Annotated in this window: 26 protein-coding genes; 7 read left to right on the top strand and 19 right to left on the bottom strand. The window is 44.3% G+C overall.

All coding sequences use genetic code 11. From position 1 onward, the window contains the following. Nucleotides 1-76: 76 nt before the first annotated feature. Nucleotides 77-664: a LutC/YkgG family protein gene (locus tag MUK70_RS30490; protein ID WP_234656602.1), complete on the bottom strand. Its 588-nt coding sequence runs from the start codon at nt 662-664 to the stop codon at nt 77-79. Between the two features lie 4 nt (nt 665-668). Beyond that, nucleotides 669-2045: a lactate utilization protein B gene (locus MUK70_RS30485; RefSeq protein ID WP_234656601.1), complete on the bottom strand. Its 1377-nt coding sequence runs from the start codon at nt 2043-2045 to the stop codon at nt 669-671. A gap of 242 nt (nt 2046-2287) precedes the next feature. Between MUK70_RS30485 and MUK70_RS30480 the strand changes: the two genes are divergently transcribed. Further along, nucleotides 2288-2680, top strand: a complete 393-nt coding sequence (locus MUK70_RS30480; protein ID WP_234656600.1) for a T9SS type A sorting domain-containing protein — start codon at nt 2288-2290, stop codon at nt 2678-2680. 89 nt (nt 2681-2769) lie between these two features. On the opposite strand, the gene MUK70_RS30475 is transcribed toward MUK70_RS30480, so the two are convergent. The 7 genes from MUK70_RS30475 to MUK70_RS30445 all read right to left on the bottom strand — a co-directional run bounded on the left by MUK70_RS30475 (nt 2770) and on the right by MUK70_RS30445 (nt 9046). Then, on the bottom strand, nt 2770-3543 hold the full coding sequence (locus tag MUK70_RS30475; RefSeq protein ID WP_234656599.1) for a (Fe-S)-binding protein: 774 nt from the start codon (nt 3541-3543) through the stop codon (nt 2770-2772). A gap of 2 nt (nt 3544-3545) precedes the next feature. Next, on the bottom strand, nt 3546-4328 hold the full coding sequence (locus tag MUK70_RS30470; RefSeq protein WP_234656598.1) for an endonuclease/exonuclease/phosphatase family protein: 783 nt from the start codon (nt 4326-4328) through the stop codon (nt 3546-3548). A 41-nt stretch (nt 4329-4369) separates the two neighbouring features. Continuing rightward, the gene (locus MUK70_RS30465) at nt 4370-4702 is read right to left on the bottom strand and encodes an L-rhamnose mutarotase (RefSeq protein ID WP_234607047.1); all 333 of its coding nucleotides are present in this window, start codon (nt 4700-4702) and stop codon (nt 4370-4372) included. 8 nt (nt 4703-4710) lie between these two features. Beyond that, the gene (locus MUK70_RS30460; protein WP_234656597.1) at nt 4711-5541 is read right to left on the bottom strand and encodes an amidohydrolase family protein; all 831 of its coding nucleotides are present in this window, start codon (nt 5539-5541) and stop codon (nt 4711-4713) included. Nucleotide 5542: 1 nt separating this feature from the next. Then, a complete protein-coding gene (locus MUK70_RS30455; protein ID WP_234607045.1) occupies nt 5543-6406 on the bottom strand; it encodes a fumarylacetoacetate hydrolase family protein in 864 nt (287 codons plus the stop codon). 157 nt (nt 6407-6563) lie between these two features. Next, the gene (locus tag MUK70_RS30450) at nt 6564-7337 is read right to left on the bottom strand and encodes an SDR family NAD(P)-dependent oxidoreductase (RefSeq protein WP_234656596.1); all 774 of its coding nucleotides are present in this window, start codon (nt 7335-7337) and stop codon (nt 6564-6566) included. A gap of 56 nt (nt 7338-7393) precedes the next feature. Beyond that, nucleotides 7394-9046, bottom strand: coding sequence for a UxaA family hydrolase (locus MUK70_RS30445; protein ID WP_234656595.1), 1653 nt, complete (start codon nt 9044-9046; stop codon nt 7394-7396). A 157-nt stretch (nt 9047-9203) separates the two neighbouring features. On the opposite strand from MUK70_RS30445, the gene MUK70_RS30440 reads away from it, so the two are divergent. The 4 genes from MUK70_RS30440 to MUK70_RS30425 all read left to right on the top strand — a co-directional run bounded on the left by MUK70_RS30440 (nt 9204) and on the right by MUK70_RS30425 (nt 13867). Beyond that, complete coding sequence (locus MUK70_RS30440) at nt 9204-10106, top strand: AraC family transcriptional regulator (RefSeq protein ID WP_234656594.1); 903 nt, start codon at nt 9204-9206, stop codon at nt 10104-10106. Then, a complete protein-coding gene (gene ade, locus MUK70_RS30435; RefSeq protein ID WP_234656593.1) occupies nt 10103-11749 on the top strand; it encodes an adenine deaminase in 1647 nt (548 codons plus the stop codon). The genes MUK70_RS30440 and ade overlap by 4 nt, the downstream gene beginning before the upstream one ends. A 162-nt stretch (nt 11750-11911) precedes the next feature. Further along, entirely contained in the window at nt 11912-12493 is a 582-nt protein-coding gene (locus MUK70_RS30430) for an RNA polymerase sigma factor (RefSeq protein WP_026631654.1), read from the top strand. A 102-nt stretch (nt 12494-12595) separates the two neighbouring features. Then, a complete protein-coding gene (locus MUK70_RS30425) occupies nt 12596-13867 on the top strand; it encodes a replication-associated recombination protein A (protein ID WP_234656592.1) in 1272 nt (423 codons plus the stop codon). Here the strand turns inward: MUK70_RS30425 and MUK70_RS30420 are convergent. Then, nucleotides 13861-14043, bottom strand: coding sequence for a hypothetical protein (locus MUK70_RS30420; RefSeq protein ID WP_234656591.1), 183 nt, complete (start codon nt 14041-14043; stop codon nt 13861-13863). The two genes, MUK70_RS30425 and MUK70_RS30420, sit on opposite strands and share 7 nt — an antisense overlap. Before the next feature lie 136 nt (nt 14044-14179). On the opposite strand from MUK70_RS30420, the gene MUK70_RS30415 reads away from it, so the two are divergent. Beyond that, nucleotides 14180-14728, top strand: coding sequence for a YfbU family protein (locus tag MUK70_RS30415; protein WP_234656590.1), 549 nt, complete (start codon nt 14180-14182; stop codon nt 14726-14728). A 295-nt stretch (nt 14729-15023) separates the two neighbouring features. Here the strand turns inward: MUK70_RS30415 and MUK70_RS30410 are convergent, their stop codons facing one another. The 4 genes from MUK70_RS30410 to MUK70_RS30395 all read right to left on the bottom strand — a co-directional run bounded on the left by MUK70_RS30410 (nt 15024) and on the right by MUK70_RS30395 (nt 18474). Next, entirely contained in the window at nt 15024-15218 is a 195-nt protein-coding gene (locus MUK70_RS30410) for a hypothetical protein (RefSeq protein WP_234656589.1), read from the bottom strand. 157 nt (nt 15219-15375) lie between these two features. Next, on the bottom strand, nt 15376-15810 hold the full coding sequence (locus tag MUK70_RS30405; protein WP_234656588.1) for a hypothetical protein: 435 nt from the start codon (nt 15808-15810) through the stop codon (nt 15376-15378). Between the two features lie 4 nt (nt 15811-15814). Further along, nucleotides 15815-16315, bottom strand: coding sequence for a hypothetical protein (locus MUK70_RS30400; RefSeq protein ID WP_234656587.1), 501 nt, complete (start codon nt 16313-16315; stop codon nt 15815-15817). Nucleotides 16316-16476: 161 nt separating this feature from the next. Then, nucleotides 16477-18474 (bottom strand): T9SS type A sorting domain-containing protein, encoded by a 1998-nt coding sequence (locus MUK70_RS30395; RefSeq protein ID WP_234656586.1) that lies wholly within the window; start codon nt 18472-18474, stop codon nt 16477-16479. A gap of 551 nt (nt 18475-19025) precedes the next feature. On the opposite strand from MUK70_RS30395, the gene MUK70_RS30390 reads away from it, so the two are divergent. Continuing rightward, nucleotides 19026-19760: a response regulator transcription factor gene (locus MUK70_RS30390; RefSeq protein ID WP_234656585.1), complete on the top strand. Its 735-nt coding sequence runs from the start codon at nt 19026-19028 to the stop codon at nt 19758-19760. Between the two features lie 11 nt (nt 19761-19771). Here MUK70_RS30390 and MUK70_RS30385 read toward each other — a convergent pair whose 3' ends face one another. From MUK70_RS30385 to MUK70_RS30365, 5 genes are all read right to left on the bottom strand, one after another. After that, on the bottom strand, nt 19772-20818 hold the full coding sequence (locus MUK70_RS30385; RefSeq protein ID WP_234656584.1) for an aldo/keto reductase: 1047 nt from the start codon (nt 20816-20818) through the stop codon (nt 19772-19774). 17 nt (nt 20819-20835) lie between these two features. Beyond that, nucleotides 20836-21330 carry a GNAT family N-acetyltransferase gene (locus MUK70_RS30380; protein ID WP_234656583.1) on the bottom strand — a complete coding sequence of 165 codons (495 nt, stop codon included), beginning with the start codon at nt 21328-21330 and terminating at the stop codon, nt 20836-20838. A 234-nt stretch (nt 21331-21564) separates the two neighbouring features. Beyond that, entirely contained in the window at nt 21565-22092 is a 528-nt protein-coding gene (locus tag MUK70_RS30375) for a hypothetical protein (RefSeq protein ID WP_234656582.1), read from the bottom strand. Nucleotides 22093-22179: 87 nt separating this feature from the next. Next, the gene (locus tag MUK70_RS30370) at nt 22180-23925 is read right to left on the bottom strand and encodes an ArnT family glycosyltransferase (protein WP_234656581.1); all 1746 of its coding nucleotides are present in this window, start codon (nt 23923-23925) and stop codon (nt 22180-22182) included. A gap of 22 nt (nt 23926-23947) precedes the next feature. After that, nucleotides 23948-25720, bottom strand: coding sequence for an ATP-binding protein (locus tag MUK70_RS30365; RefSeq protein ID WP_234656580.1), 1773 nt, complete (start codon nt 25718-25720; stop codon nt 23948-23950).

The raw sequence follows: 25720 nt of genomic DNA, 5'->3' as shown, positions 1-25720 counted from the left end.
AAAAATAGGAGAAAGAATGGGCTGGCAGCCGATTTCAAGCAATTTTTTCCTAGGTTGCAACATTATCCATTGCATATCATGCGTCTTCCAGGAGAAAGATCACCAAACTTCTCGCGCCATGGGCGCCGATAACAAGCGATTGTTCGATATCAGCAGTTTTGGAAGGACCTGAAATAAAACAGCCCCAGCCTGTTGTATCGTGCAAGCGCTCATATGCATCATGCATATTGTTGACAATTGCGTTTCTGGGAATTACAAAAGCCAGGTTCTGGGTTATAAAAGGCAGCGCCCGGTGCGGCAAATGTGTGTCCGAAATCCATACTGCTCCGTTTTCTGCAACACCAAATTCTGCCTGCAATATCGCAATCTCGATCAGTTCCAATGCGTGCGGATCGGGATCATTGAGACTAAAATCCGCCCAATCGGCCAGCGCGGGAATCGTGGTTGCGCGATTCACTACCGACGCATAAAGTTCACCTGCTTTCCGCACCAGTTCCGCCAGATCCTTCACTACGATCACTTCGGTGTAGATCGCAGTTAGCGTTTCAATGAATTTATCTTCTGTATTTTCATATAAACTGTCAAAACGCGTGGTTTGAGGAAGCAGCGTTTCGGCTGGTTTATTCAATTTGATCTGCTGTAATATTCTATCCCGGGACGTCATTGTGCTATTCTTTTCGATTACGGATATACCAGTCGCGGAAGCTTTCTTTGGGCGGCTCAGGCATTTCGCGCTGTTTGAACCAGGGATTCATTCCATTATTGACTACAAAAGGAACTGTCCGCATTAACGATCTTCCCAGCCTACCCGACCATTGATAAAATCTCGGCTGAGACAAAACCACGGACATTGCTTTTATCCCGATTTCCTTCGCTTGCGGCACATGACCGCCTTTGACCAAAACCTGGCGCCACTTATAAAGCTGGTCATGAATGTCAATTTTTACTGGGCAAACATTGGAACAACTGCCGCATAATGTGCTTGCGAACGGCAAATCTGCATTTTTGGTCATATCCAAATTGGGAGCCAGAATCGATCCGATGGGCCCGGCGACCGCATTGTGGTAACTGTGCCCACCGCTTCTTCTATAAACCGGGCAAGTGTTCATGCACGCGCCGCAACGAATGCATTTTAGCGAATTTCTGAAATCAGCCCGTCCTAGCTGGGTCGTCCGACCATTATCCACAATGATAATGTGCATTTCCTGACCCGCACGCGGCCGTTTAAAATGGCTGCTGTAAGTGGTGATTGGTTGCCCGGTTGCGCTTCTTGCCAATAATCTGAGAAATACCGCCAGATCTTTTTGTGTCGGAATTATTTTTTCAAAACCCATGCTGGCAATATGAATGTCCGCCAAATGTGCACCCATATCCGCATTCCCTTCGTTGGTGGAAACCACAAAACCGCCGGTTTCCGCAATGGCGAAATTCACGCCTGTTAATGCTGCCCTTCTGGTCAGAAATTTATCACGCAAATGTTGCCTCGCAGCCTCCGTCAAATATTGCGGGTCGGTTGCGCCTGCTTCTGTTCCTAAATGTTCGTGGAAAAGGTCGCCTATGTCTTTCTTTTTCAAATGAATAGCCGGCAACACAATGTGGCTTGGCGGCTCATTCCGCAACTGCACAATACGCTCGCCTAAATCCGTATCGATCACTTCAATGCCATTTTTAGACAAAAACTCATTCATATGACATTCCTCGGTCAACATGGACTTGCTCTTGACCATCTTATCAATGTTGTTTTGCCGCAAAAGGCCCAGAACGATCTCGTTATGCTCAGCCGCATCGGCTGCCCAGTGAATGCGGACGCCGTTTTCCTTCGCTTTTTGTTCGAAAGCAATGAGCAGTTCGTCCATATGGGAAAGCACATAATTCTTGATGCCCGAAGCCACTTCCCGCAATTGCTCCCATTCGGGCAATAATTTCGAGGATTTATCCCTTTTCTGACGCACAAACCAGAGCGTTTCATCATGCCAATCCACATACGGCTCATCCTTGTTGAAGGTCTCCGAAGCCACGGAATGCTCAATAATTGTCTTAGACATAGTTTCCTTAACAATTTGATAATAGTATTTTATAAAGAATAAGAATTGTACTTTTCACATTCGTTGTACTATTCCAAGTTTGCTATTTGTTTAATAAACAACTTTTTACTTGCCGCAAAAAAGCTATTTTATTGTATTGCAATATCTTATACTTTTGAATCACAAAGTTATTCGATCAGGGCATCGGAGTCCGAAACAAGTTTAGTTTAACTTTTTTTAGACACAATTAAATTTTCACTCTTATGAAAACTAAAAACACGCTTCTCATCGCAGCCTTGACTGGCTTGCTTTTATCAGGTTCGGCATTGACAGTTCATGCACAAACCAACATCGCAACTGAAAAAACTGAAACGGTTTCTAACAAACTGACGGTTATTCAGATCAAACCAATGCAATTCCGCGTTTCATATAATAATCCAACTTCGAAAAATGTAGCCGTTCGTATTTTGGATACTGATAAAAACATTCTTTTTTCAGAAAGCAGACGCGTTGACAACAGCTATTTGAAATATTTCGACTTATCGACCTTGCTGGATGGTACTTATACATTTGAAATCACGGACGGTAAAGAGAAGGCTACACAATCATTTGATATTCTGACTACAACCAGCCGCGTTGTTTCTTCTATCAACTAACAACAAAGCGCTTCTCAGATTTCGACCCCCTCGCGGCGCGACCCGTTTGGAGCACCTTTCATCAGTAAAACTTTGTAAAATGCCGGTTCCTATGCGGGGACCGGTATTTGTTTTATTGCACTGTTCAAAATTTCGGCAATGTGTTTCACCTGAACATTGCTTTTGCTTCTCTTCAAGATCCCTTCCAGATGTAAAAGGCAGCTCATATCAGAGCCTGTAATGTATTCGGCATGATGACGAATATGGTCCGAAACGCGGTCTTTGCCCATTTTTACAGAAACCGCTTCTTCACTTACACAAAAAGTCCCGCCAAACCCGCAACATTCATCCGCCCTATCCAGATCCACCAACTCTAACCCTTTCACATTTTTCAAAAGCGAAACCGGCTTTGAGAACGGCGCCGCATTCAGTTCCGACATTTGCGATAAATGCAGCCCCCGCTGGCCATGGCAGCCTTGATGTAATCCGACGCGATGCGGAAATTCAGCTTCAATGAACTCCACTTTTAAAACATCGACGATGAACTCTACCAACTCATAAACTTTCTTACGCAAAACCTTGGACTCATCAGCCTTGTTTTCCACCTTCAAATGATCCTTAATGTGCAGCACACAACTTCCCGAAGGCGACACAACATAATCACAATCAGCAAATTGGTTATAGAAAAGACGATCGCAATCCTTTGTTAAATGCTCAAACCCCGAATTAGCCATAGGCTGGCCGCAGCAAGTCTGGTTAAGAGGAAATGTTACTGTACAACCCAGTTTTTCAAGCAGTTCGAGGGTTGCGATGCCCACCTGCGGATAAAATTGGTCCACATAACAGGGAATAAACAATCCGATTTTCAAATCCGAGTGATTCATTTTTACCAAAATTCAATGGTGGCAAGTATTGGGTAATGGTCCGAAACCTGCGGGTAATTCCTGATTACCTTATAATTCCTGATCCGCACTTTATTATTCAGCAAAGCAAAAATATAGTCGAGCCGGTCGCCGGGCAATCCTTCGTTCCAGGTTTCCAATTGTGAGCCCTGGGCTGCATCCTGCCAGTTTTTCCGGAATGAAAAGTAGGGCTGCTCGTTCGGTCGTGCGCCCATATCCATGCCCAATAATACCGGCTGAACGCTGTTTACGAGCATCTGGTTGATGTAGGCGGCCTGCAAAGCCCTGTCCATCACCGACGCGTATTCCAGACGCGCATTACAAAACCGGAAAGTGAGCCCTCTGGCTGGCTTTATCAGCCCACATAAGAGCACTTTTGGGTCGGCACCGTCCGTTTTTGGCAGGTTAATGATCTGGCTCTTTTCAAATTCCCAGCTTGATAAGATCCCCACGCCCTGCGATCCGTTTTCGGATCTGTCGGCTTCTCCATATAAATAATGCATCCCGGTTTGAACGGCAATTTGCCGGAGCTGGAACTGCACTTTTCCGTCACCCACCAGACTATCAACCGCTTGCAATGCGATCAGATCCGGTTTGTGCTCATGAATGATTTTCAGAATATCCCGCAGGTTTGACTCGTCGGCCCGGTTCAGCCCATGGCGGATGTTAAAGCTCATCACCTTGATTTCCACTGGCTTGCGGGGCCGGGAAGAAAACAATGTGCAAGACAAACTGGCAATTAGTAATAGATAAATTAATTTACTCAAACCTTATTTTAGAACGCTAAGTCACAAATCCTTCCTTCTTCTTATTTGAGGGCAAATATTTTATCCATTAACACCCATTTTTCGCCAGGCTTGGCGGATGGCAGGGCCTTTTGATATTTCCACATTAACTGCTCCCATTCCTGGACCTGCGCGTTGGCAGCATCCATCTGGGCTTTGTTTTCAAAACTAAAATCGTCTTCTGTCTCCATGATCATGAAAAGCCGTTCACCGATCCGGTAAATTTCCATTTGCGTAATTCCCGCATCCAGAATGCTCTTCTCAATTTCCGGTCTGGCTTTTTTGTGATATTGCTCATACTCAGCAATCATAACCGGATCATTCACCAGATCCACCGCGAGACAGTATTTTTTCATTATATCAGTTATATATCAAGACTGTAAAAATCCACCGCATTTTTACCCATCACTTTCTGCAATTCCGTATCCGAAAACATGCTCAGGTAATCCGTTAAAATCCCCTTAGCACCTTCGTACTCAGCAGCGACCAGACAAACCGGCCAATCGGAGCCATATAAAAGCCTATCGGTCCCAAATGCTTCGAAAACAACGTCCAGATAAGGTCTGAAATCTGCTTTTTCCCAGTTTCGCCAATCCGCTTCGGTTACCATTCCGGATACTTTGCAGCTTACGTTGGAAAGCTCTGCGAGGTTGCGGATATCCGCTGCCCAAGGTTGCATTTCGCCGTTTTTAATCAACGGTTTTGCAATGTGATCGAGGACAAAATGTACATTAGGCAGTTTCACGGCAAAATTGAACGCTTCTTTCAGCTGATCCTGCCGGATCAAAATGTCATAAGTGAAATCAAATGCGACCAGTTGACCAACGCCTCTTATAAATGCTGGCTGCAACATAAACCCCTCCGCCTCGCCTTGCACAACATGCCGGAAACCTTTCAATTTTTCGAATTGGGCATATTTTTCGAGCTGCTCATATAAATCATCCGCTTGCAAATCCACCCAGCCGACAACGCCATTTATAAAATCATTGGCCTCGGCCAGCTGCAACAGAAAATCCGTTTCCGACCTGGATTGCGACGCCTGAACGGCTACACAACCATCCACGCGATTTTCTTTTAAAACCGGTTTCAGGTCTTCGGGCAGGAAGTTTTTTCTGATAACGTGCATTTCCGGCGTGATCCACGAATCACGTTCCTCGTCAAAAATCCAGAAATGCTGATGCGAATCTATTACCATATTACAGTGGTTTCCAAGCGATTGCTTCCTGCTTCTGTGATCCTAATTTTTCTATGCCTAGCTCAACAACATCTCCCGCTTTGAGATAAACCTGAGGCTTCATACCCAGGCCAACACCCGCAGGCGTTCCGGTCGTGATCATATCTCCCGGCAGCAATGTCATGAACTGGCTCAGGTAACTGATCAGAAAAGGAACCTGAAAAATCATGTCAGATGTGCTGCTATCCTGGATTTTCTTGCCATTTAGTGTCAGCCAAAGTTCAAGGTCGTTCGCATTGCCAACTTCGTCCGCAGTTACCAAATATGGACCTAACGGCGCGAAAGTATCATTGCTCTTTCCTTTCACCCATTGTCCGCCTCGTTCCATCTGGAACGCGCGTTCAGAATAATCGTTATGTACGGCATAACCCGCAACATAGCTTAGCGCATCTGCTTCTTCGACATAACTGGCTTTTTTACCAATGATTACGGCCAGCTCCACTTCCCAGTCTGTTTTCTCCGAATTTCTTGGGATGATCACCTGGTCGTAAGGTCCGCAAAGTGCAGAAGTAGATTTAAAAAATACGATGGGCTCTTTGGGCAGTTCCGTCGCTCCCGACTCGTATGCATGTTTGGCATAATTCATTCCTATGCACACAATTTTAGAAGGACGCGCTACGCATGAGCCGTAACGGAAGCCTTCCGCAACTTCCTGGCAGCTTTCCACATTGGTAACAAGCCACTCCGAAAGGCGGTTAAGGCCATCGGTTGCAAAAAATTTCTCGTTGTAATCTTCACCAAATGCAGACACATCCAGTTTTTTACCATCGGGAAGCTCTACACCCGGTTTTTCCTGCTCAAAAGCACCAAATCGAAAAAGTTTCATATGTTGTTCTTGCTTTAAGCTCTAGGCTCTGGGCCGTAGGCTTTAAATATTTGGATAAATAGTATAGTTACATCATACTAACAGGCCAAATCGTGAGGCCTTGCGTAATTTTATTCTAACATAAGACTTACAGCATATAGCTTTTAGCTTACAGCCCCTAATTATTCAATTTCTCAAATCCTCCGTCGATCAGATAATCACAGCCTGTGATAAATCCTGCTTCGTCGGAGCACAGATACAATGCCAGTGCGCCGATTTCTTCCGGTTTTGCCATTCTGCCGATGGGCTGGGTTTTGGAAAGCTTTTCAAACATTTCCGCTTCTTGTCCCGGATATGTTTTTGAGATAAAACCATCCACAAACGGCGTGTGCACACGTGCTGGCGAAATGCTGTTGCAACGAATGCCATCGCCCAGATAATCCCGCGCAACAGACAATGTCATGGAATAAACCGCGCCTTTGGCCGTGGAATATGCAAAACGGTCCGGAATTCCAACGGTCGCAGCGATAGATGCCATGTTCAAAATCACGCCGCCGCCATTGGTTTTCAAATGCGGAATGGTCGCCATCAGGCAATTGTAAACGCCTTTTACATTGACATTGATAACCCTATCAAAATCAATTTCAGATGTGTTATCCGCTTTTCCAATGTGCGCAATGCCGGCGTTATTCACCAGGATATTAATGGTATGATTGGTTGCAATGGCATTGATCACATTCACCACATCTGCTTGCTTTGAGATATCAATGGCATGCGCTTCAGCCTGTCCGCCATCCGCAATAATCTGGCTTACAACTTGATTAGCTAGGTCAAAATTGAGTTCGAGAATATGCACAAATGCGCCCTGTTTTGCAAAAGTTTGAGAGATCGCAAGGCCAATCCCGCTCGCCCCTCCGGTTACCAATGCTGTCTTTCCGCTTAAATCAAACATGTACTTTTTTATTAATATTAAAACAAAAGAGCCTTTTTAATGGCCTTTACTCTGTTTTATAATGAAACTCCTCTCTTCCAGGGGATGAAATCATCCTGACCCAGCTGCTGCGCCTTGGTTTGCTCACCACTCGCAACGCGGATTACATATTCCAGCAATGCTTCCGCATTTTGTTCCAGACTTTGCGTTCCATCCACGACCGGGCCGCAATCGAAATCGATTACATCGGGCATGCGGTTGGCTAATATTGTGTTTGTTGCCACTTTTGCAACCGGGCAGATTGGGTTTCCAGTTGGCGTTCCCAGGCCGGTTGTGAAAAGGATAATGTTAGCGCCGGCAGCAGTTTGGCCCGTCGTTGCTTCCACATCATTTCCTGGCGTGCACACCAGTTGCAGGCCGGATTCTGTGGCTCTTTCCGTGTAATTAAGCACGTCCGAAATGTATGCATTACCGCCTTTCCGCGCTGCTCCGGCAGATTTGATCGCGTCTGTGATCAGTCCGTCTTTAATATTTCCTGGCGACGGGTTGAAGGCGAAAGCTGAACCAACAGCCTCGGCCTTACCCGCGTAATCCCGCATTAGTTTTTCAAATTTCGCTGCTTTTTCTTCTGTAACACAACGGTTAATAAGCTCTTGTTCAACGCCGTTCAATTCCGGAAACTCAGCTAATAATGTTTGTCCGCCCAATCCTACAACGATATCTGATAAATGTCCGAGCACAGGATTAGCCGATATGCCCGAAAATCCATCCGAACCGCCGCATTTTAGTCCGACAGAAAGTTTGGACAATGGCGCGTCGCTTCTTTCGAACTCATTGATTTTGGTCACGCCCATGAAAGTCTCCTTAATAGCGCCAGACATTAAGGAATATTCTGTGCCTTTCTGATGCTCGAATGCGAAGAATGGTTTATTGAAATTAGGATCGCGCTTCTTGATTTCATCTTCCAATGTTTTCAGCTCCGAATTCTGACAACCGAGGCTCAAAACCGTGATTCCGGCCACATTAGGATGCACGGCATAAGCTGCAAAAAGCGCGCAAAGCGTGTTGGCATCCGTTCTTGTGCCGCCGCAGCCGCCCTCGTGTGTAAGGAATTTAATGCCGTCCACATTTTTGAACGGACGTTCCGGCTTCCTTCTTACAGGCTCGCGTTCGGTGAATGCTTCCATGCTTTTAATCGTGCGCAAATCGCCGCTTTGATATAAATGCAGGAAATCGCGGACGTGCTCTCTGTAAATGTCCGTCTGCGCATAACCAAGCTCACGCTCGAACGCATCCTTCATAATCAGCACATTGCGGTTTTCACAAAAAACCAGCGGCACCACAAGCCAGTAATTATATGTTCCTACGCGGCCATCCTCGCGGTGATATCCTTTAAATGTCCTGCCTTGCCATTTGCTGACATCCGGCTGGACATAAGAATAAGGCTGGCGGTTGGCCGTGCTGTAATCCTGTGAATCGTGTTTGAGATTAAATGTGGTGATGGGTTCGCCTTTCCTAATCGGCTGCGAAGCCCGGCCCACCAGCACGCCATACATAATGATAGCGCCACCTGTTTCAATATCCTCTGTTACAAACTTATGCTTGGCCGAAACGCCATAAGGCAGCGAATAATGGCTGCCTGCCCACGCCACGTCTGCATTCACCGGCAAATCGCGCAATGCAACGATCACATTATCAGAAGGATGTATTTTTAAAAGCTGTGACGCCATAGTCTGCTCCAAATTGGTTTATAATTGTAGGGTATGACAAATAGAATTTATCAACAAATGAACTGAAATATTTCAATACATTGATTCGCAATACTAGCAAAGTTTTCAACTATATTGGCATATATTTCCTCTTAATCGATTGTTTTTGTAATTATTTGTGAAACCGCAATTACTGAAAGTCCCGAAAGGTCTGCAAAAATCGTTCAGTATCCGGCGTGATGTGGTCCTTTACTTTTATAACCGCTGGCATTACCACCCCGAATTGGAGCTCATTCACATTGAGCAAGGTTCGGGCACGCAGTTCGTGGGCGACAACATTCAAAACTTCCAGAGCGGCGACTTGCTTTTAATTGGCCCTAACCTGCCCCATTACTGGCGCTGCGATGAAAAATATTTCCAGCGCGAGAGTCAGTTGTACGCACAAGCCACGGTTGTGCACTTTTCGCTGGACCTTTTCGGCAATGCTTTTCTTGATTTGCCGGAAAACAAAGCCATCCGCGAGTTACTGCTCAAAGCCAGATTTGGGATGAAACTTTTGGGCGAAGGAACAGAAAATGTGAAAAAGCTTTTGCAGGAATTGCTGGATCAAAAAAGCGGCAACGCAGTGATTTCACTTTTGCAAATCCTTGAAAATCTGGCACATTGTGCGGAGACAAAAACTTTGTCACACACACATTATCAGGAAGAATATGATCAGTATGACACGGATCGTATTAATCAGATCTACCAATATTCGATCAGCAATTTTCAGAAGAAGATTTCCATTGAGGAGATTTCGGAGATCGCTAATATTAGCCCGCATTCATTCTGCCGTTATTTTAAGAGCCGCAGCCGGAAAACTTATTCGCAGTTTTTGCTGGAACTCAGGATTGGTCATGCCTGTAAATTGCTGTCCGAAAGCAAGTTGCCCGTTGCACAGATCTGCTATGAAAGCGGGTTTAATAATTTTGCCAATTTCAATAAGTATTTCAAAATCCACACCGGCAAGAGTCCTTTGGCCTACCAAAAAGAATTCCGAAAAATTGCCGTTCACCTGCCTAATCTGGAAGTCGCTTTATGAAAATCAACGTCGTCAATATTTTTGAAAAAACCATTTCCGAAGCAGAATTGCACATTGCAGATGGTTTGATAAAAGAAATCAATGTTACCGGCCCTGAAAATCCAACATTGCCTTACGCGATGCCCGGCTTCACGGACGCGCACGTACATATAGAGAGCTCCATGCTTACGCCCGCGCAATTTGCACGGCTCGCCGTTGTGCATGGGACGATTGCCACCGTTTCTGACCCGCACGAAATCGGCAATGTGCTCGGAATGGAAGGCGTTGAGTTTATGATTAATGATGGCAAACGCGTGCCATTCAAATTTTGCTTTGGCGCGCCTTCCTGCGTTCCCGCGACGATTTTTGAAACTGCGGGCGCTGTGATTGATGCTGATCAGGTTGGCCAGCTGCTGGCTAATGATGACATTGGTTATCTGGCTGAGGTCATGAACTTTCCTGGCGTCATTAATGAAGACCCGGACATGATGGCCAAAATCAACTGGGCCAAACATTATAATAAGGTAATCGACGGCCACGCGCCAGGACTCCGAGGCGAGGCTGCACAAAAATACGCTTCACACGGCATAACGACTGATCATGAATGCTTTACCTATGACGAAGCCAGAGAAAAAATTAATTATGGCGTCAAAATCCTGATCCGTGAAGGAAGCGCGGCGAGAAATTTTGATGCATTAATCCCGCTCATCGCCGAATTTCCGGAAAAGATCATGTTCTGCTCAGATGACAAACATCCGGATAATCTGGTTGCTGGGCACATTAATGTGTTGGTTAAAAGAGCATTAGTATTGGGTTATGATATTTGGAACATTCTCTTGGCGGCGTGTATCAACCCAGTTTTACATTATAGCCTGCCTGTCGGCTTGCTGCGTGAAAAGGATCCGGCAGACTTTATCCTAGTTGATAACCTGACTGACTTCAATGTAAAAGAAACATGGATTAACGGGGCACTCGTTGCCAAAGATTCCATTTCGCTGATCCCGAATTTGCAAAGCCCACATCCCAACCGGTTTGTTTGTGATCCAAAAACAGCTGCTGAATTTATTTGTAGAATTGAAAAAAAATCTGAATATCAGATAAGGGTCATTGAGGCATTAGAAGGTCAACTGATTACAAATGAAATCATTGTCAATGCCAAAATGCAGGACAATGAAATTTTAGCTGATCCGGACAATGACATATTAAAGGTGACCGTGATAAACCGGTATGAAAATGCGCCACCCGCGACCGGCCGCCCTGCGATTGCTTTTATCAAAAATTTCGGATTGAAAAAAGGCGCCATTGCTTCATCGGTTGCGCATGATTCTCATAACATTATCTGTGTGGGTTGCGATGATGAGAGCATGGCCTTCGCAGTAAATGCGATCATTGAAGCAAAAGGTGGAATTTCGGCTGCCGGGAACGGGAAAACGCATTTAATACCACTTCCGATCGCCGGCATTATGACGGATTCGGACGGTTATGAAGTAGCAGCTGCATACACGCTGCTCGACAATTTTGTGAAGGAAGAATTGCTGTCGTCACTGCAATCACCATTCATGACGCTTTCATTTATGGCATTATTGGTGATCCCAGCTTTGAAATTAAGTGATAAAGGGCTCTTTGACGGAGAAAACTTCAAATTTGTCTCATTAAGTACCTGAATAGTTACATTCTTAACAAAATGGTAACATTGACCTTTGAAATATAATTTTCTGACGAAAATATTTTTTTAATACGTTTTTTTATAAATATATTTACAAGTGTAATAATGACCCTTATTGCATATATCAATTCCTAACCCCAATCAAAATCCTTTCCAAACAATGGCTCACCTACGCTACAAGCAAGAAGAAGAACTCTGTTTTTGGGATCAGTTCAGAAAAGGCGATGAAAATGCTTATGCATGCCTGTACCGCTCTTACGTTCACATTTTGTATCAGTATTGTTCTCAGTTTACGATTGACAAACCACTGATTAAGGATTGCATTCATGACTTGTTCGTAGAACTCTGGAAAAACCGAATGACGCTGGGTGACACCACTTCCGTTCGGTTTTATCTTATGGCGTCGATCAAAAGAAAGTTAGTTCGCCATTTGAATGCGCAACAAAAGCATACAAGCAACGAAGATATACCGGTTGAATACTGGCATATCAACACGCCTTCTCACGAAAATCACCTGATTTCTGAGGAAGAATTTGAATCAACCAATCAGCATTTAAACGTAGCCATCAACGGGCTTCCACGCCGCCAGCGCGAGGCCATCTTTCTGAAATTTTACATGAATTTGAATAACCACGAAATTGCAGATTTGATGAAAATCAACATTCAGTCTGTTTATAACCTGGTTTTTGGTGCATTAGGCAACCTTAAAAAGCAAATGACGCTGGACAGGCTAACCTTCTGATATTTTCTTACAACATCTTTGCATTGAAAGCGTGGCGAACTAAGCCACGCTTTTTTTGTTAAATATTTACGATCATTAACAAACAGAAATAAGACCAATTGAATGTCGCTGAACTCCACGCCGCTAGCTGAACGTCTTCGCCCGAGAACCCTGGATGATTTTGTAGGCCAGGAAAAATTATTAGGCCCAAACGGCCCGTTACGCAGGGCAATTTTACAAAATACAATTCCTTCCATGATCTTTTGGGGGCCTCCCGGAGTTGGAAAAACAACATTGGCATTGCTCATTGCCGAAACCACAAAAAGACAATTTTATAACCTCAGCGCGATCAGTTCGGGCGTGAAGGATTTACGGGAAGTCCTGGCCCGACCATCCGGCTTGTTTCCGGCCATTTTATTTATTGATGAAATTCACCGTTATAACAAAAGTCAGCAGGATGCGTTGCTGGGTGCTGTGGAAAAAGGACAGGTTACATTAATCGGTGCGACCACTGAAAATCCTTCTTTTGAAATCAATTCGGCCCTTTTATCACGAAGCCAGATCTACATTCTGGAAGCTTTTGGTGAAAAAGAATTGAAACAACTTATTGAGCGAGCGCTTGCGAAAGATCAGTTTTTGAAGGAAAAGAACGTCACTTTTGAGTCGTATGATGCACTGATGCGCCTTTCCGGCGGGGACGGACGAAAGTTGCTCAATCTCCTGGAACTGGTGATTTTAGGAAAAGGCGAGGAAAAGGACATTGTGATCACCGATGAATGGGTAACCGAAGTCGCGCAGCAGAACATTGCGCGTTACGACAAATCAGGCGAGCAACATTATGACATCATTTCTGCATTCATCAAATCTTTGCGTGGCAGCGATCCGAACGGGGCCGTTTACTGGATGGCCCGTATGATTGTGGCTGGTGAAGACCCGTCTTTCATCGCCCGCCGAATGCTGATTATGGCATCGGAAGACATTGGAAATGCCAACCCAACGGCAATGATTATGGCCAATGCCTGCATGCAGGCCGTGAATGTGATCGGCTATCCGGAATGTCGCATAATCCTCTCACAAGTAGCCATTTATCTCGCAACATCTCCCAAAAGCAATGCCAGTTACATGGCCATTGGCGACGCGATTGAGCTTGCAAAAAACACGGCACATTTACCCGTTCCGCTGCATTTACGCAATGCACCGACCAAGCTGATGAAGCAGATCGGGTATGGCAAAGAATATAAATATTCACACGAGTTTGAAGGAAATTTTGCCAAGCAGAACTTCATGCCTGATGAGTTGAAAGGAAAGAAGGTTTTTGAACCCGGATTAAATGCCCGGGAAGAGGAAATCCGCAAAAAATTGCAGCACTGGTGGGGTGACTGGTATGGTTACTGATCCTTATTCTTCAATTTTTCCTCAAATTTCGAAAACGACAAGTCGGGGACTTTACCGGTTTTAGACGGCTTGCTCCACTCTTTTGACAATTTTTTCGCCATTTTGTCGAGGTTTTCCTCGGTCTCCTTTTCCGGGATGGCCTTGGCATTTTCAGACATGGGTGAGTTTCTTTTCATGGATTGAGCATCCGGACAGCGAAAATATATGACAGATTTATAAATTACGCAAAGATGCTTTTGATGGATCAAATATCAGAAACATTACTAAACTTTATAAGCAAAAATTAACCAAATGCCCCCAAAAGCTTAAACAATGACCAATAACACCACGATTCCTGAAACGATTTCTTTGATCGAGCGTCAATTGCTCATAAACCAATGCAAAATATTGTCGATAATCAGCGACGAAAAAGAAAGGGAGATCAATGAAAAACGGATTGAGATTCTCGAAAAAGGCTACACGGGTCTTTATCCCAAAGTTTTTAATACGCTCTATGAGGAAGTGCCGATCAGCGTTTACACCGAAATTTCCAACATTATGAAAATGTATGGACAAATTAACGAGTCGATCAAGCGGTTATCTGATGAAGAAAAAGAGCTGCTCGACCTTGCTGAGATAGAGTTCGAGGGTTTTGATCAGGATAGCGGCATGCACTATTATATGATGTCCTACCTCGTTGACAGGATGGACGAGCACGGCGAGTACAAAGGACGGCAACTGAAATCACACAATAGTTCCTGCATGATTAAATACAATAAGATGCTTTCTGTGTACTCAAATTACGAAAAAGATCACGGCAACCCCTTCGCGTTATCCGATTTGCAAAAATTCATAGAAGCCGTTCAGAATGCACAGGAGTGATTTTATGCCCATTTTACGCAATGAGAAGTCCTAAAAGGCTTAGTTTAAAATAATTTACTTCGCATCCCTATAAAAAATGTTATTTCTTGAATAAAAAATAATGTTTTGAATAAAGAATTTGTTAAATTTGTTAGTGATGGTCAGGAAACTGATTATCAAATAACGTTGAGTAAAATCAGACAACCCGAATACATTGTATTTGGGTTGTTTTTTTTTGCAATAGCATAAAAAAATGCACAGCGAACTGTGCATATATATGAGCTTTAATTTTTAAGGCGATCTCGTTACATCAGGATTAATGCAATTCCATTTTCCTAAGTCTGGTTGCATTGCGTTTCAGGAACATTGCATCCCCCACCATAAATTGATCCTGACCTGGTGACTTCTTTAACTGGGTAATCAGCCATACGCCAAACACGGTCGCGCCGATCAGCACAAGAGTAAATAGATATGGTCCGATTGCATATATACTTTGAAGTAGCTCCGTCATGATTTCCAGTGATTAGTCAGATTTAAGTGTTTGACTAATCAGGAAAAATAATCGTACCAGAGGCACTTCACTTGTCAACCGGATCCTGACACACTATTTTGAGCAAACTTGTAGAATTGCAGGTAGTTAAGCGGCGAAAAGTGGGGAATATCAACCGCTAAAATCCGCTTTTTACCACATTATCCTCTTGCAGATAGCCCAGATATTCGCGGAATTCATACCCGGTCATATCAGTGATTTTCTTTGAAAACAGCTTGTGTTTTTTATCCGGCTCCAACTGTGAAAGTGCATCAGTAATAAGGAAGGTCAGGATCGGGTTCCAACGGTTTAATGTACTCTCGAATGTGATCTCCGGATCGCTCAATTCCTTACTGATAAAATGCAGTCCTTTGTCGTCTGCCAGCAATTTCAGTATCTCGAGATAGACCTTTTGGTTTTCATCATATTCCGGCCTCTTTCCGATTCCTTCGTATTGAAACAGAAAATCTTGTATCTTATAAAGATTCTGTATTGTTGACTCCTGATCCGCCATGGTTATATTGAGTAAATCGTTTGCTTCTTGCTGATGAAAATCATGCCTTATCCAAGGCATGATATCAAATGACTGCATTCACCACTTTCGTATCGCAACCCACCACAGAATTATTCACATAACCCACGCTTACTCCGGACACTTTTGTTGCCTTTTTGGAAGGAAGCGGTGTTTTGATGGTTACGATTTTTGAAGTAATAATCGCCTGTGTATCCGACAAGTACTTGAATTCCACCTCAATATTCTTAATCGTCGCATCGGAATTGTTTTCGATAACCATGCTGTGAATCGCAATCCCGCCCACAGAATGCCATTCGTTTTCAAGGATTTTGATTTTTGCGATCAGTTTCTCCTTATTCTCAGCACCAACGGCACTCAGTGAGTCGGCCTGGCTGAGCACTTCTGTTTTGGATTTGACTACCGGCTTCTCTTTGAGGAAATCGAATTGCTTGTAGTAGTAAAGGATGTAAATGAATGCGCAAACGGGAACTATGGCGCTGACCCATTTTAATAAAGGAATAAAGAACTTCTTGAACTTGGCTTTTTTGCCTCTTCTTCCTGCCATATATGTATTGTTATCGTTTTTGTGATGCTGTTAAACGCAAATATACCGATACGTAGCTGCAAATTTATTCATGTCGTTTTTTTTTGACGCGATAGTGTTACAAACAAAAACAAACCGCTGGTTAAAACCAGCGGTTTGTATGTGTATCGTGCTGAACAGGACTATTGTCTCACAAATCTATGCGCAGATATTGTGCCATTGGTATGAATAACCTGGACAACATATGTGCCGGAGTTCAGGTTACGGGTGCTGATGCCTGTGCTCAATGCATTCGAGGCTTCAAAAACGGTTTTACCAAGCGCATTAACCACTTTTACCTGCTTAACTTTTGACCAGTCGGTCAGGTTCAGGTTCAGGTTTTCAGTATTACGGACCGGATTCGGATACAAGAATGCTGTGCTGGCAAATTTCAGGTTTTCAATATGGCTGTAAGCGAAAGTTTCATCCAGGTCGACCATTTTCAGTCTGTAAAGATTTTCGCCATCCAATGGCTGCGCATCCTGGAAAGAATAAAAATGCTGTGTCACACTTTCATGATTGGATTTCACAGATCCGATTTTTTCCCACTTTTTACCATTCTGGCTACGCTCGATGTCAAAACGGTCACTGTTTGTCTCAGAAGCAGTCGACCAGGAAAGCAGCGCCGTCGGGCCTTCGGATGAAGCTTTGAAGCTTACCAGCGTAACCGGCAATGATGGCTCAATGGTTATTTTAAAAGTCGTCACCGCAGTTTGTCCAAAGGCATTACGTGCTTCCACATCGAAGAAATATACACCTACCTGAGTCTCTGCGGCATTTCCAGACAGGACACCGGCTAATGATAAGGTTAATGTATTAGGCAATGTTCCGGCAGTGGTCCTTGCGTTTACCAGTGTAACATCTTTAAGTCTGTATGTGTAATCAGTTGACGTTCCACAGGCAATGGTGAATCCTGGTTGAGCTGGATACATTGGATAAAGAGGGTCCAAAGCATACGCAGTAGCAGAACTGATATTTATGTTAATGTTGTCGCCGGCATCATACACCTGCAAGTCACCACCCGTAAATATGATAGGTGAACGCGCACTTACTTCGTGAATATTTAAGCTATTAAGGACATTTGCAACGCCTTCTATAATGATTTCAACCCCGTCAAAGGTTACGCCCGGAGCAAAAGCCACTGTGGCAGGCTGCAAATTGTCAAAATCAAGCAAGGTCAGACCCAAGAGAAGACTTTGAAGCGTGCGCGCCGTGCCCACCCTCGTGTTGCCCAGCCTCGCCTGAATCCTTATATTGGACAACAAGGTTACATCAGCCAACAAACCGATTTTAGAAAGTGTAGCAACGATTTCGGTAGTGCCCGGTAGGGTTTTTGTAAAGCGGATTACCTGGGACGTCCCTGCAACCGCACTTACTTCAGAAGCCTTTAACACTGAATAAGTTTCCATGCTGCCATCTATTGCCCTTTCCGGATTTACCAGTGCATTTGTAAGGGCTACACTTATACCATTGGATTCAGCACCGGCATTCGTAAAACGTGTTACTGATTCGCAAGGCACAAAGGTGGTATTTGTGTAAGCCACCGCATGATCAATATCCATTGAAACCTGACCAACAGCCACGGTTCCTATACCCGCAAAATCCAATCCAACACTAACCCGCGTATATGCACCGGATGGAGTGACTGCTAAAAATAAAGCTCCTGATGGATCTCGGACAAGTTTAGAGGTCGTTGGTCCGCCGTTGGACGTTGCGGTAATCGCACTATTATCGAGTAATCCCAGTAATCCCACGATTTGGTCAAGATCCAGACCCACTATATTCGTTGTAAAATCAGTGATCCGGACATAGGTTGTAACGCCCCCGGATATACCGGGGTTAAAATTCATATTTAGTGCGCCATCACTTGCGACATTAATAGTTTCTCCCAGGATATTAACGGTTAGGCCTTCCACTGATATAGTAGCAACGCCACCACCCGGGGCACCCAGTGCATTATCCTTTCCAGTGACCTCCGCATCGGCTGTCAGTTCATCATTTTCTGTGACTGTCGTATTGTCTACATACTGCTGCGCAGACGCACCGTGTACGAGCAAACCAAAAATCAATATAAGACCTGAGGTTACCCTGGAACCTTTCATGGCTAAATTTCTAATTAGTTGACGGATAGAAATTTTCATAGTATTTAAATTTAGATAGTTATAGTGAACCGTTATGTGAAATAAAAGACGTTAGTAGGCATAGTAATAGCGTGCGACTATTTTCAGCCGCGAAATACTTAACTGTATTTATCTTAATGTGGAGCGTTCCGGATCATCACCGGAAGTGGGTATCAGCCCTAAAGCAACGTGAATTCGAAGACGTAAAATTTAATCATTCAATAGTTTTAAGTTGATGGATTGAGTTACTGCAAAGCCTGGAAAATTGTAATTATTGGTTACATCTGAGCACTATTTACATAGCACAAATAGTAGTTATTTGCAAATGTATCTATAAATAGGTCAAAAAAACCCCACATAATATTACTATGAAATAACCCGCAAATTCTTGGGGGTATAGAACTAATTTTATCCACAGAATTTTTATATATTTTATTGGTAAATTGCCGGACAGCAACTCATAAAGTGCCTGTTTGACTTCTGTGAGGACATTTTCAGTCATGAATACTACGTTAGCAAGAACCGTTCTACTTAGTGTTGAAACAAATAGACATGCTGTTACTTCTGATCTTATGGAAATCAAGCTAAAGCATTCAGATGAGCGCTCGAATTTTGTTCTAGGTGGCCTCAAAAATAGTTCTATCAAGGTTGTTCTGGTGGATGAACTTGTAATTCTGACCGACGCTTTGCGGTGCGTTCTACAAGGCATGCAGGAGATTGGTAACGTGGCTTCTTATACCGATGGAAAGGTTTTTTTAGCCGATAAATCCGCTTGTCCGCCAGGTATCCTGATAATGGATTGGGCTATCAATGGCATGAGCGGACTGGAACTGCTGGATTTCGCGCGAAATGCGATGCCTAAGGAAATGAAGATCATTATTTTGTCGACCGTGACGGACGTGCAAACGATCAAGCACGCCATCAGAAGGGGTGCGAATGGCTTCCTGCCGAAAACGACCTCGCTGGACGAATTGAAAGAAGCCATTGTCCAGGTGATCGCAGGGAAACAATACATTGGGAAAGGAATCCGGGATAACCTGATTAACAGTGTTTTTACAGACGAGCAGGTAGTCCTGCACCTTTCGCCCAGAGAAAAGGAAGTTTTACAGAAAGTTTGCAGCGGCCGTACCATTAAAGAAATCGCTTACGACCTGAAACTGAGCGCACATACGGTGCAATACTATCACAGAAGTGTAATGGATAAGCTAAAAGTGAAGCGAACGACAGACCTCATTGTATATGCCATGCAACACGGACTTTATATTCCGGAATTGAAAGAGCCGACACGCAGTCAGCGTGCCGGCTAACGACTAAATTGTTATCGGCTGACTTTCCCGTAAAAATCAGGCAGTGGATTGAGCGCTGTATTTTTGCGCTGGTGCCAATAAGGATATACGGGCGACTTATCACTTGCCGCATCCAGCTTCTTTACCTGTTCAAGATTCAGGTTCCAACCCACTGCCCCAAGATTTTGCCTGAGTTGTTCCTCATTTCGGGCTCCGATCACTACATTGCTTACGGTTGGCCTTTGCAACAGCCAGTTAAGCGCAACTTGCGCAACTGTTTTTTCAGTTTCGGCAGCCACTTCGTCGAGCACATCGATAAGATGAAAGAAAAACTCTTCCGAAACCTCCGGCCCTTCTCCCCCACCTTGCGCAATACGACCTTCCGGAGGAATTGGTTGGCCTCTTCTATATTTTCCTCCAAGCCTTCCAGCCGATAACGGGCTCCATACGATTGTCCCAATGTTCTGATCAACCCCAAGCGGCATTAATTCCCATTCAAATTCACGACTGATCAGGGAATAATGTGCCTGATGTGCAATGTATCTGGACCAACCATATTTTTCAGAAACGGAGAGCGATTTCATGAGATGCCAGCCCGAAAAATTAGAGCAGGCAATGTAACGGACTTTACCTGCTGTAATCAGGTCATTCAATGCGCTAAGCGTTTCCTCGACCGGCGTGTTACCGTCAAAGCCGTGCATATGGTAGATGTCGATATAGTCTGTTTTGAGGCGGCGAAGGCTGTCTTCGCAGGATTTTATTAAATGAAACCGGGAAGAGCCAAAATCGTTAGGCCCGGATCCCATTTTAAATGTGGCTTTGGTTGAAAGAATGATCTTATCCCGCAAACCAATGATCGCCTTACCCAGGATCTCTTCCGACAAACCCTGAGAATAAACATTGGCTGTATCAAAAAGCGTGATTCCTGCATCCAAGCACAGGTTCACGAGCCGGGCTGCCTCGTCGGTCTGCGTATTTCCCCAGGCTTTGAAAAAATCGCCGCCGCCACCGAATGTTCCGGTCCCGAAGCTCAGCACGGGGACATTCAACCCGGATGCGCCTAATTGTCTGTATTCCATATGTGAAAGATGTATTTTTATTTCAAAAATTTTTGCAGCCAAATCAGATCAAAATACCTGCCGTTTTTGTAACCAATCCTCTCAAAATTTCCACATTCTTTATATCCCAACGCCCTATGGAAGTTTAAGCTGGCTATGTTTTCAGATGAAATATTAACCAAAATACTGGATATTCTTAAACCCCTAAGCTCACTCTCCAGAATATTGTAAAGTCGGCTTCCTATCCCTTTCTTAGTAAAACCATCTTTTAACCAATATGTTAATTTCACTGTTTGCGAAAAGGTGCTTTCAGACCTGAAATTATAGGCATACCCAAATCCGATTAGTTCCTTGCCACTCAGGACTACATACCTGGGAAGCATGCTCTTCTCATTTAACATATCCGAGATACTGGTTTTCTTTATAGGCGTCTCAGAAAAATAGGACGTTGAATTAGTAACATAATAGTTAATGATATCTAAAATATCATCTGCATCGGCTAAGGTCATTGGCCTAAATGAAATATTTTCCAAATTCAAGGTGCAAGTTATTTATGATGCCCGTAATATCTTATTTCGAATCATTTTGTAAGTAAATGGAGACCTAAAATACTTAATAATGAATCCATACAGACATTTATCAACTATCAATCAATAAGCCCGATTCAAATCGCTTAAATAAAAAATATGGCGTCCAGTTTTGAACGCCATATTTTTCGCTTTATTAAGCCCTACATCAGCTTTACGGAATCAGATCCATTGCGACGCTTATTGGGGAACGTTTGTCCCTTTGTCGTCGCGATCCCGGTTTTTTCGTTTTTTGTCTTTTTTGCTTGCCTTATCATTCCCGGAACTTTGCCCGGTTTCCGAAGGCTGTGTTGTTGCTGATTGCGTCGCAGTTTGAGATGTTGATTGATTTGTAGAATCCGGCGTTGTCGCGGCAGCGGTTCCTGTTGCCTGCGGCCACGCGGACGTTCCTCCCGCGCTATTGCCTTGTGGCTGTGTGCCGTTTTGTGTCTGATTCGTACTTTGTTGCTGACCCGTATTTTCACTGGTTCCAGTTCCCTGCGATTTGGTGGTTTGTCCGGTCGTATCCGTTGCTGGTGACTGCCGGCTTGCTCCTGCCGTTCCGGTACTTTGTGGCCACGCCGATGTTCCACCTGCGCTGCTTCCCTGCGTCTGGGTTGAATCTTTGGTCGTTGTGGACGGCTGCGAACTTGGACTGGTCGTTTGTGCGTACACCGTGCTGCACAATGTCAGCATCAGCAAGCCTATACTTATTTTTATCGTTTTCATACTATTGATTGTTGATGAATTCTGATTTTCACCCTAACCATCAATAACTGTTCCAGCAAGATTGCCATAACGGAAATAGCAGCCTGCTCACCTGACGTATAGCAAGCTCATCTTTTCCAGCATTCTATTTCTGGTGTCCTTATTTAAAAATCCAGATTTCAATTTTGTGATCCGAAAATAGGCTGGCGTGGCGAGCACATCTGCTTTCAGGCCAGATTTGAGAAGGCTGTCGGCAAGTTCCGGGGAGGTGTAGATGTAGCAAGGGGTTCGTGTTAAAAATGCGCTCAGCTTTTCGCTGGAAGGTAAGATCATTACTTCACCTGGCGCGTAAAATTCGAGGGAATGGGATAGTGATTTGTAAATGGCAACAGGAGGCGTGGGCTCATTTTCCCAAATTGTTCTGGCTGCACTTCTGCCGGATTGAAATTGCAGCAGGAACGGGTAAAAAAACAGAAACAGGAAAATGTAAATGATCGCTGCCATAGCATAACCGTTGTATAAAATTCGCTGTAACGAATTCTGAAAGGGAATAATGTTCACGATCGCCACGATCAGACAGGTTACTCCGGTTGCCAGCCATTCGTTTTTCAGCCCGGTAAAATACAGCAAAGCGATTACTGCAATAGCGGCGATAAAAACCAAAGCCTGCTGGAATTTGGCCAAAATATGCAATTGAACATGCTTCGATTTTTGATATAAAAAATATCCGGTAATGATCGAAAAATAGGGAAACAGGATCAAAATGTAATGCGGGAGCTGAAAGCGCGACAGTGAGAACAAGATGAATGTCAGCAATGTGCTGCCGTAAATCGTCCATCGCACGGCCGCCCGGTTTGTATCAAAACGAATCAGATAAACGATGCCGCCCACCAAACCGACTGACCACGGAAGAAAGGCCCATAATGTAGTGTGCATAAAGAACGTAACATTTCCGCTCCCCTTAATGGGTCCTGTATTGAAGAAGCGCCCGAACTGACTGTCCCAGAAAAAAAATTTCAAACCGGAAACGCCGGTTTTGCCAAAGACGACTTTTTCAGGATGGAGGTCAAACTGCGCATAGAGGCTATATAATTCCGGGGTGATAAACAGGAGGCAAAGGAAGAGCATTACCCACCAGCGGTAATTGATAAACTGCTGCCATTGGGAAGTAAAGATCCAAAAAAGCACCCAGCCGCCACCAATAGTAAGCAACACGAAAATTCCCTTTGTCATGATCGCACAAGCCGAAAACAGCGCAGCGGCAACAATGTGAAGCCCGCTCTTTTTTTGGTAAACACCCAACATATGCCATACAGCCGCAATGATGCAAGTGGTAAGATAAGGCTCCGCACGAACGTCGAAATTCGCTAATGTACTATGCAAAGCAACTGCTGAGATCAACACCGAAATCCTGGCAACGCTAACATTAAACAGATCCCTGGCCGTCAGAAAAGTGTAATACAGCCCCAGGAGCCAGAAAAGAAATGCGGGAAACTTGTAAGCAAAGCTGGTTATTCCAAAAAAACTATAACTGATCGCTGCCATCCAGAATGGGAAATGGGGCTTATCGAGCCAATCCTGGCCGTGACCCCATAAGTTGATCCAGTCGCGGTGCAGTACCATGCGCTTGGCAATGGTGGCGTAAAGTGCGCCGTCGGGTTCGATAATTTCAAGCCATAAACCGGGAACATTCAGTGCAATGCCAATGATCAGTAACCAGGGAAAATAACGTTGCAGTACAGGCTCAACATCACGCATAATTGTAAATTTTTGACCAGGAATTTCCGGCGCTTTCGGGTGAAAGTTGCAAACATACAAAACGACTGCATCATTTGAACCGACGTTTCCGGACATCGCATTTGTCGGGAACGCCTTTCTAGGAGACTTTGGCCGTCTGAACGCCTAGAAAAGGGAAGATATAAGCGTAAAAATCCTCTGGGATAAATGGTTTCGCGAGGTAACCTGTGAAGCCGCTGGCATGGACGCGGTCTTTTTCACTTTCAAGTGCGGAAGCCGTCAGTGCAATAATAGGGATGCGCTGATCAATCTTCCTGATCAAGGCGGTGCTTTCGAAACCATCCATGACCGGCATCCTCAAATCCATCAGGATCAGGTTAAAGCCACCTTGCAGAAAAAGTTCGTAGGCTTCTTTGCCGTTCTGAGCAACCTCGAAGAGAATGTTCTTGCGTTTCAGCAACATGGTTGCCAGGGTCACATTAATTTTGTTATCGTCTGCAATGAGCACTTTCGCTTGCGGATAAGCTATTGCAGTCACGATTTTTTCGCGGACAGCGGGCTTTGCGGCTACTTTTTCTTCCAGATAAGGAAATTGTATTTCAAACGAAAAAACGGACCCTTTTTCAGGTTCACTTTCAAGATGGATGTCACTCTTGAAAAGCCGCAGCAGTTCCTTGGATATAGCTAAACCCAAGCCTGTCCCCTTATTTTCCTGCTCCTCTTGCGGCCTGACCTGTGTAAAACTTTCAAAAATAGTCGGCTGCTCCTCGGCCGGAATGCCTATACCGGAGTCCTTCACAGTAAAGTGTAAACGGACAGTTTTTTCGTCCCGGGCCACTTCTCGCACAGTAAACATCACATATCCTGTTTCAGTAAACTTTACAGCATTGTGAATCAGGTTTGTAATGATCTGATTGAGCCGGACGCTGTCAGAAATAATGTGCGATGGCAGCCGTTCATCGATATCGAAAATAAGGTCGAGCTTTTTCTCGCCAGCCCGCGGAACGAATGTCTTTCGCAGGTTTTCAAAAAGGAGGCCGGGGTCAAAAGCAAATTCGTCGAGCTGGATGTGATCCGAATTAATTTTGCTGAAATCCAGCACATCGTTTACAACGGCCATCAAATGGTCCGAAGAGAATTTCAATGTGGTCAAAAGCTCATTCCTGTTTTTTTGATTTTGATCCTCATCCATCATAATGTGCACAATGCCCACAATCCCGTTCAGCGGCGTGCGTATTTCATGGCTCATCATGGAGAGAAAATCAGACTTGGCTTTTGTCGCATTTTCCGCGATTGTCTTTTGTTTTTCGAGTTCAATATTCTGCTCTTGCAGGTTGTACCGGTAATAAAATTCGCGCTTGTCTTTTCCTACACTAACCTTCATAACAAACGGAAACAAAAATTGCGCGAGTAACAGGAAAACGCCGCCTTCTGTAAAAAACATTTTAAATGCAGACGGCTCGCCGAAAAAATAAATAGCCGAAGGATAAAGGATCATGCTCAGCAGCGAAGAAACAAGCGCATACCGGACTGGCCAACGCAAAATCAACCCTGTAAAAATAACGCCTAGTGTAAGATTAAGGCACGACTGCGCATATGACCTGTGCGGCTGTGCGAGAAGGTAAGCATAGAAGCCTATCATCATGAGCTGTGCCAAAAAGCTCATTTGCTGCCCAGTTATCACTTTTTTATAATGCAAAAGCAAAAGCACTGCGATCAGACTGCCCGAAATGCAATGCGTGTAAATAATCGTTAAGAAAAGAGGGTCACCGGCCAGGTAAAAACCGATGGAGGCCGCAGGATTACAGAGCAGGAAAGTGATACAGAAGAGTTTATTGTATAATTTATTCTCCGCCTCCGCTTCTGACAGCCAAAGCCTTTCAAAAGACCCGGCATAAGCTATGTTTTTCAA

Source organism: Dyadobacter chenwenxiniae, assembly GCF_022869785.1.
GTDB classification, from domain to species: Bacteria; Bacteroidota; Bacteroidia; order Cytophagales; family Spirosomataceae; genus Dyadobacter; species Dyadobacter chenwenxiniae.
Note: the sequence above shows the minus strand (reverse complement) of the source record. Positions and strands in the feature narration are given on the sequence as shown.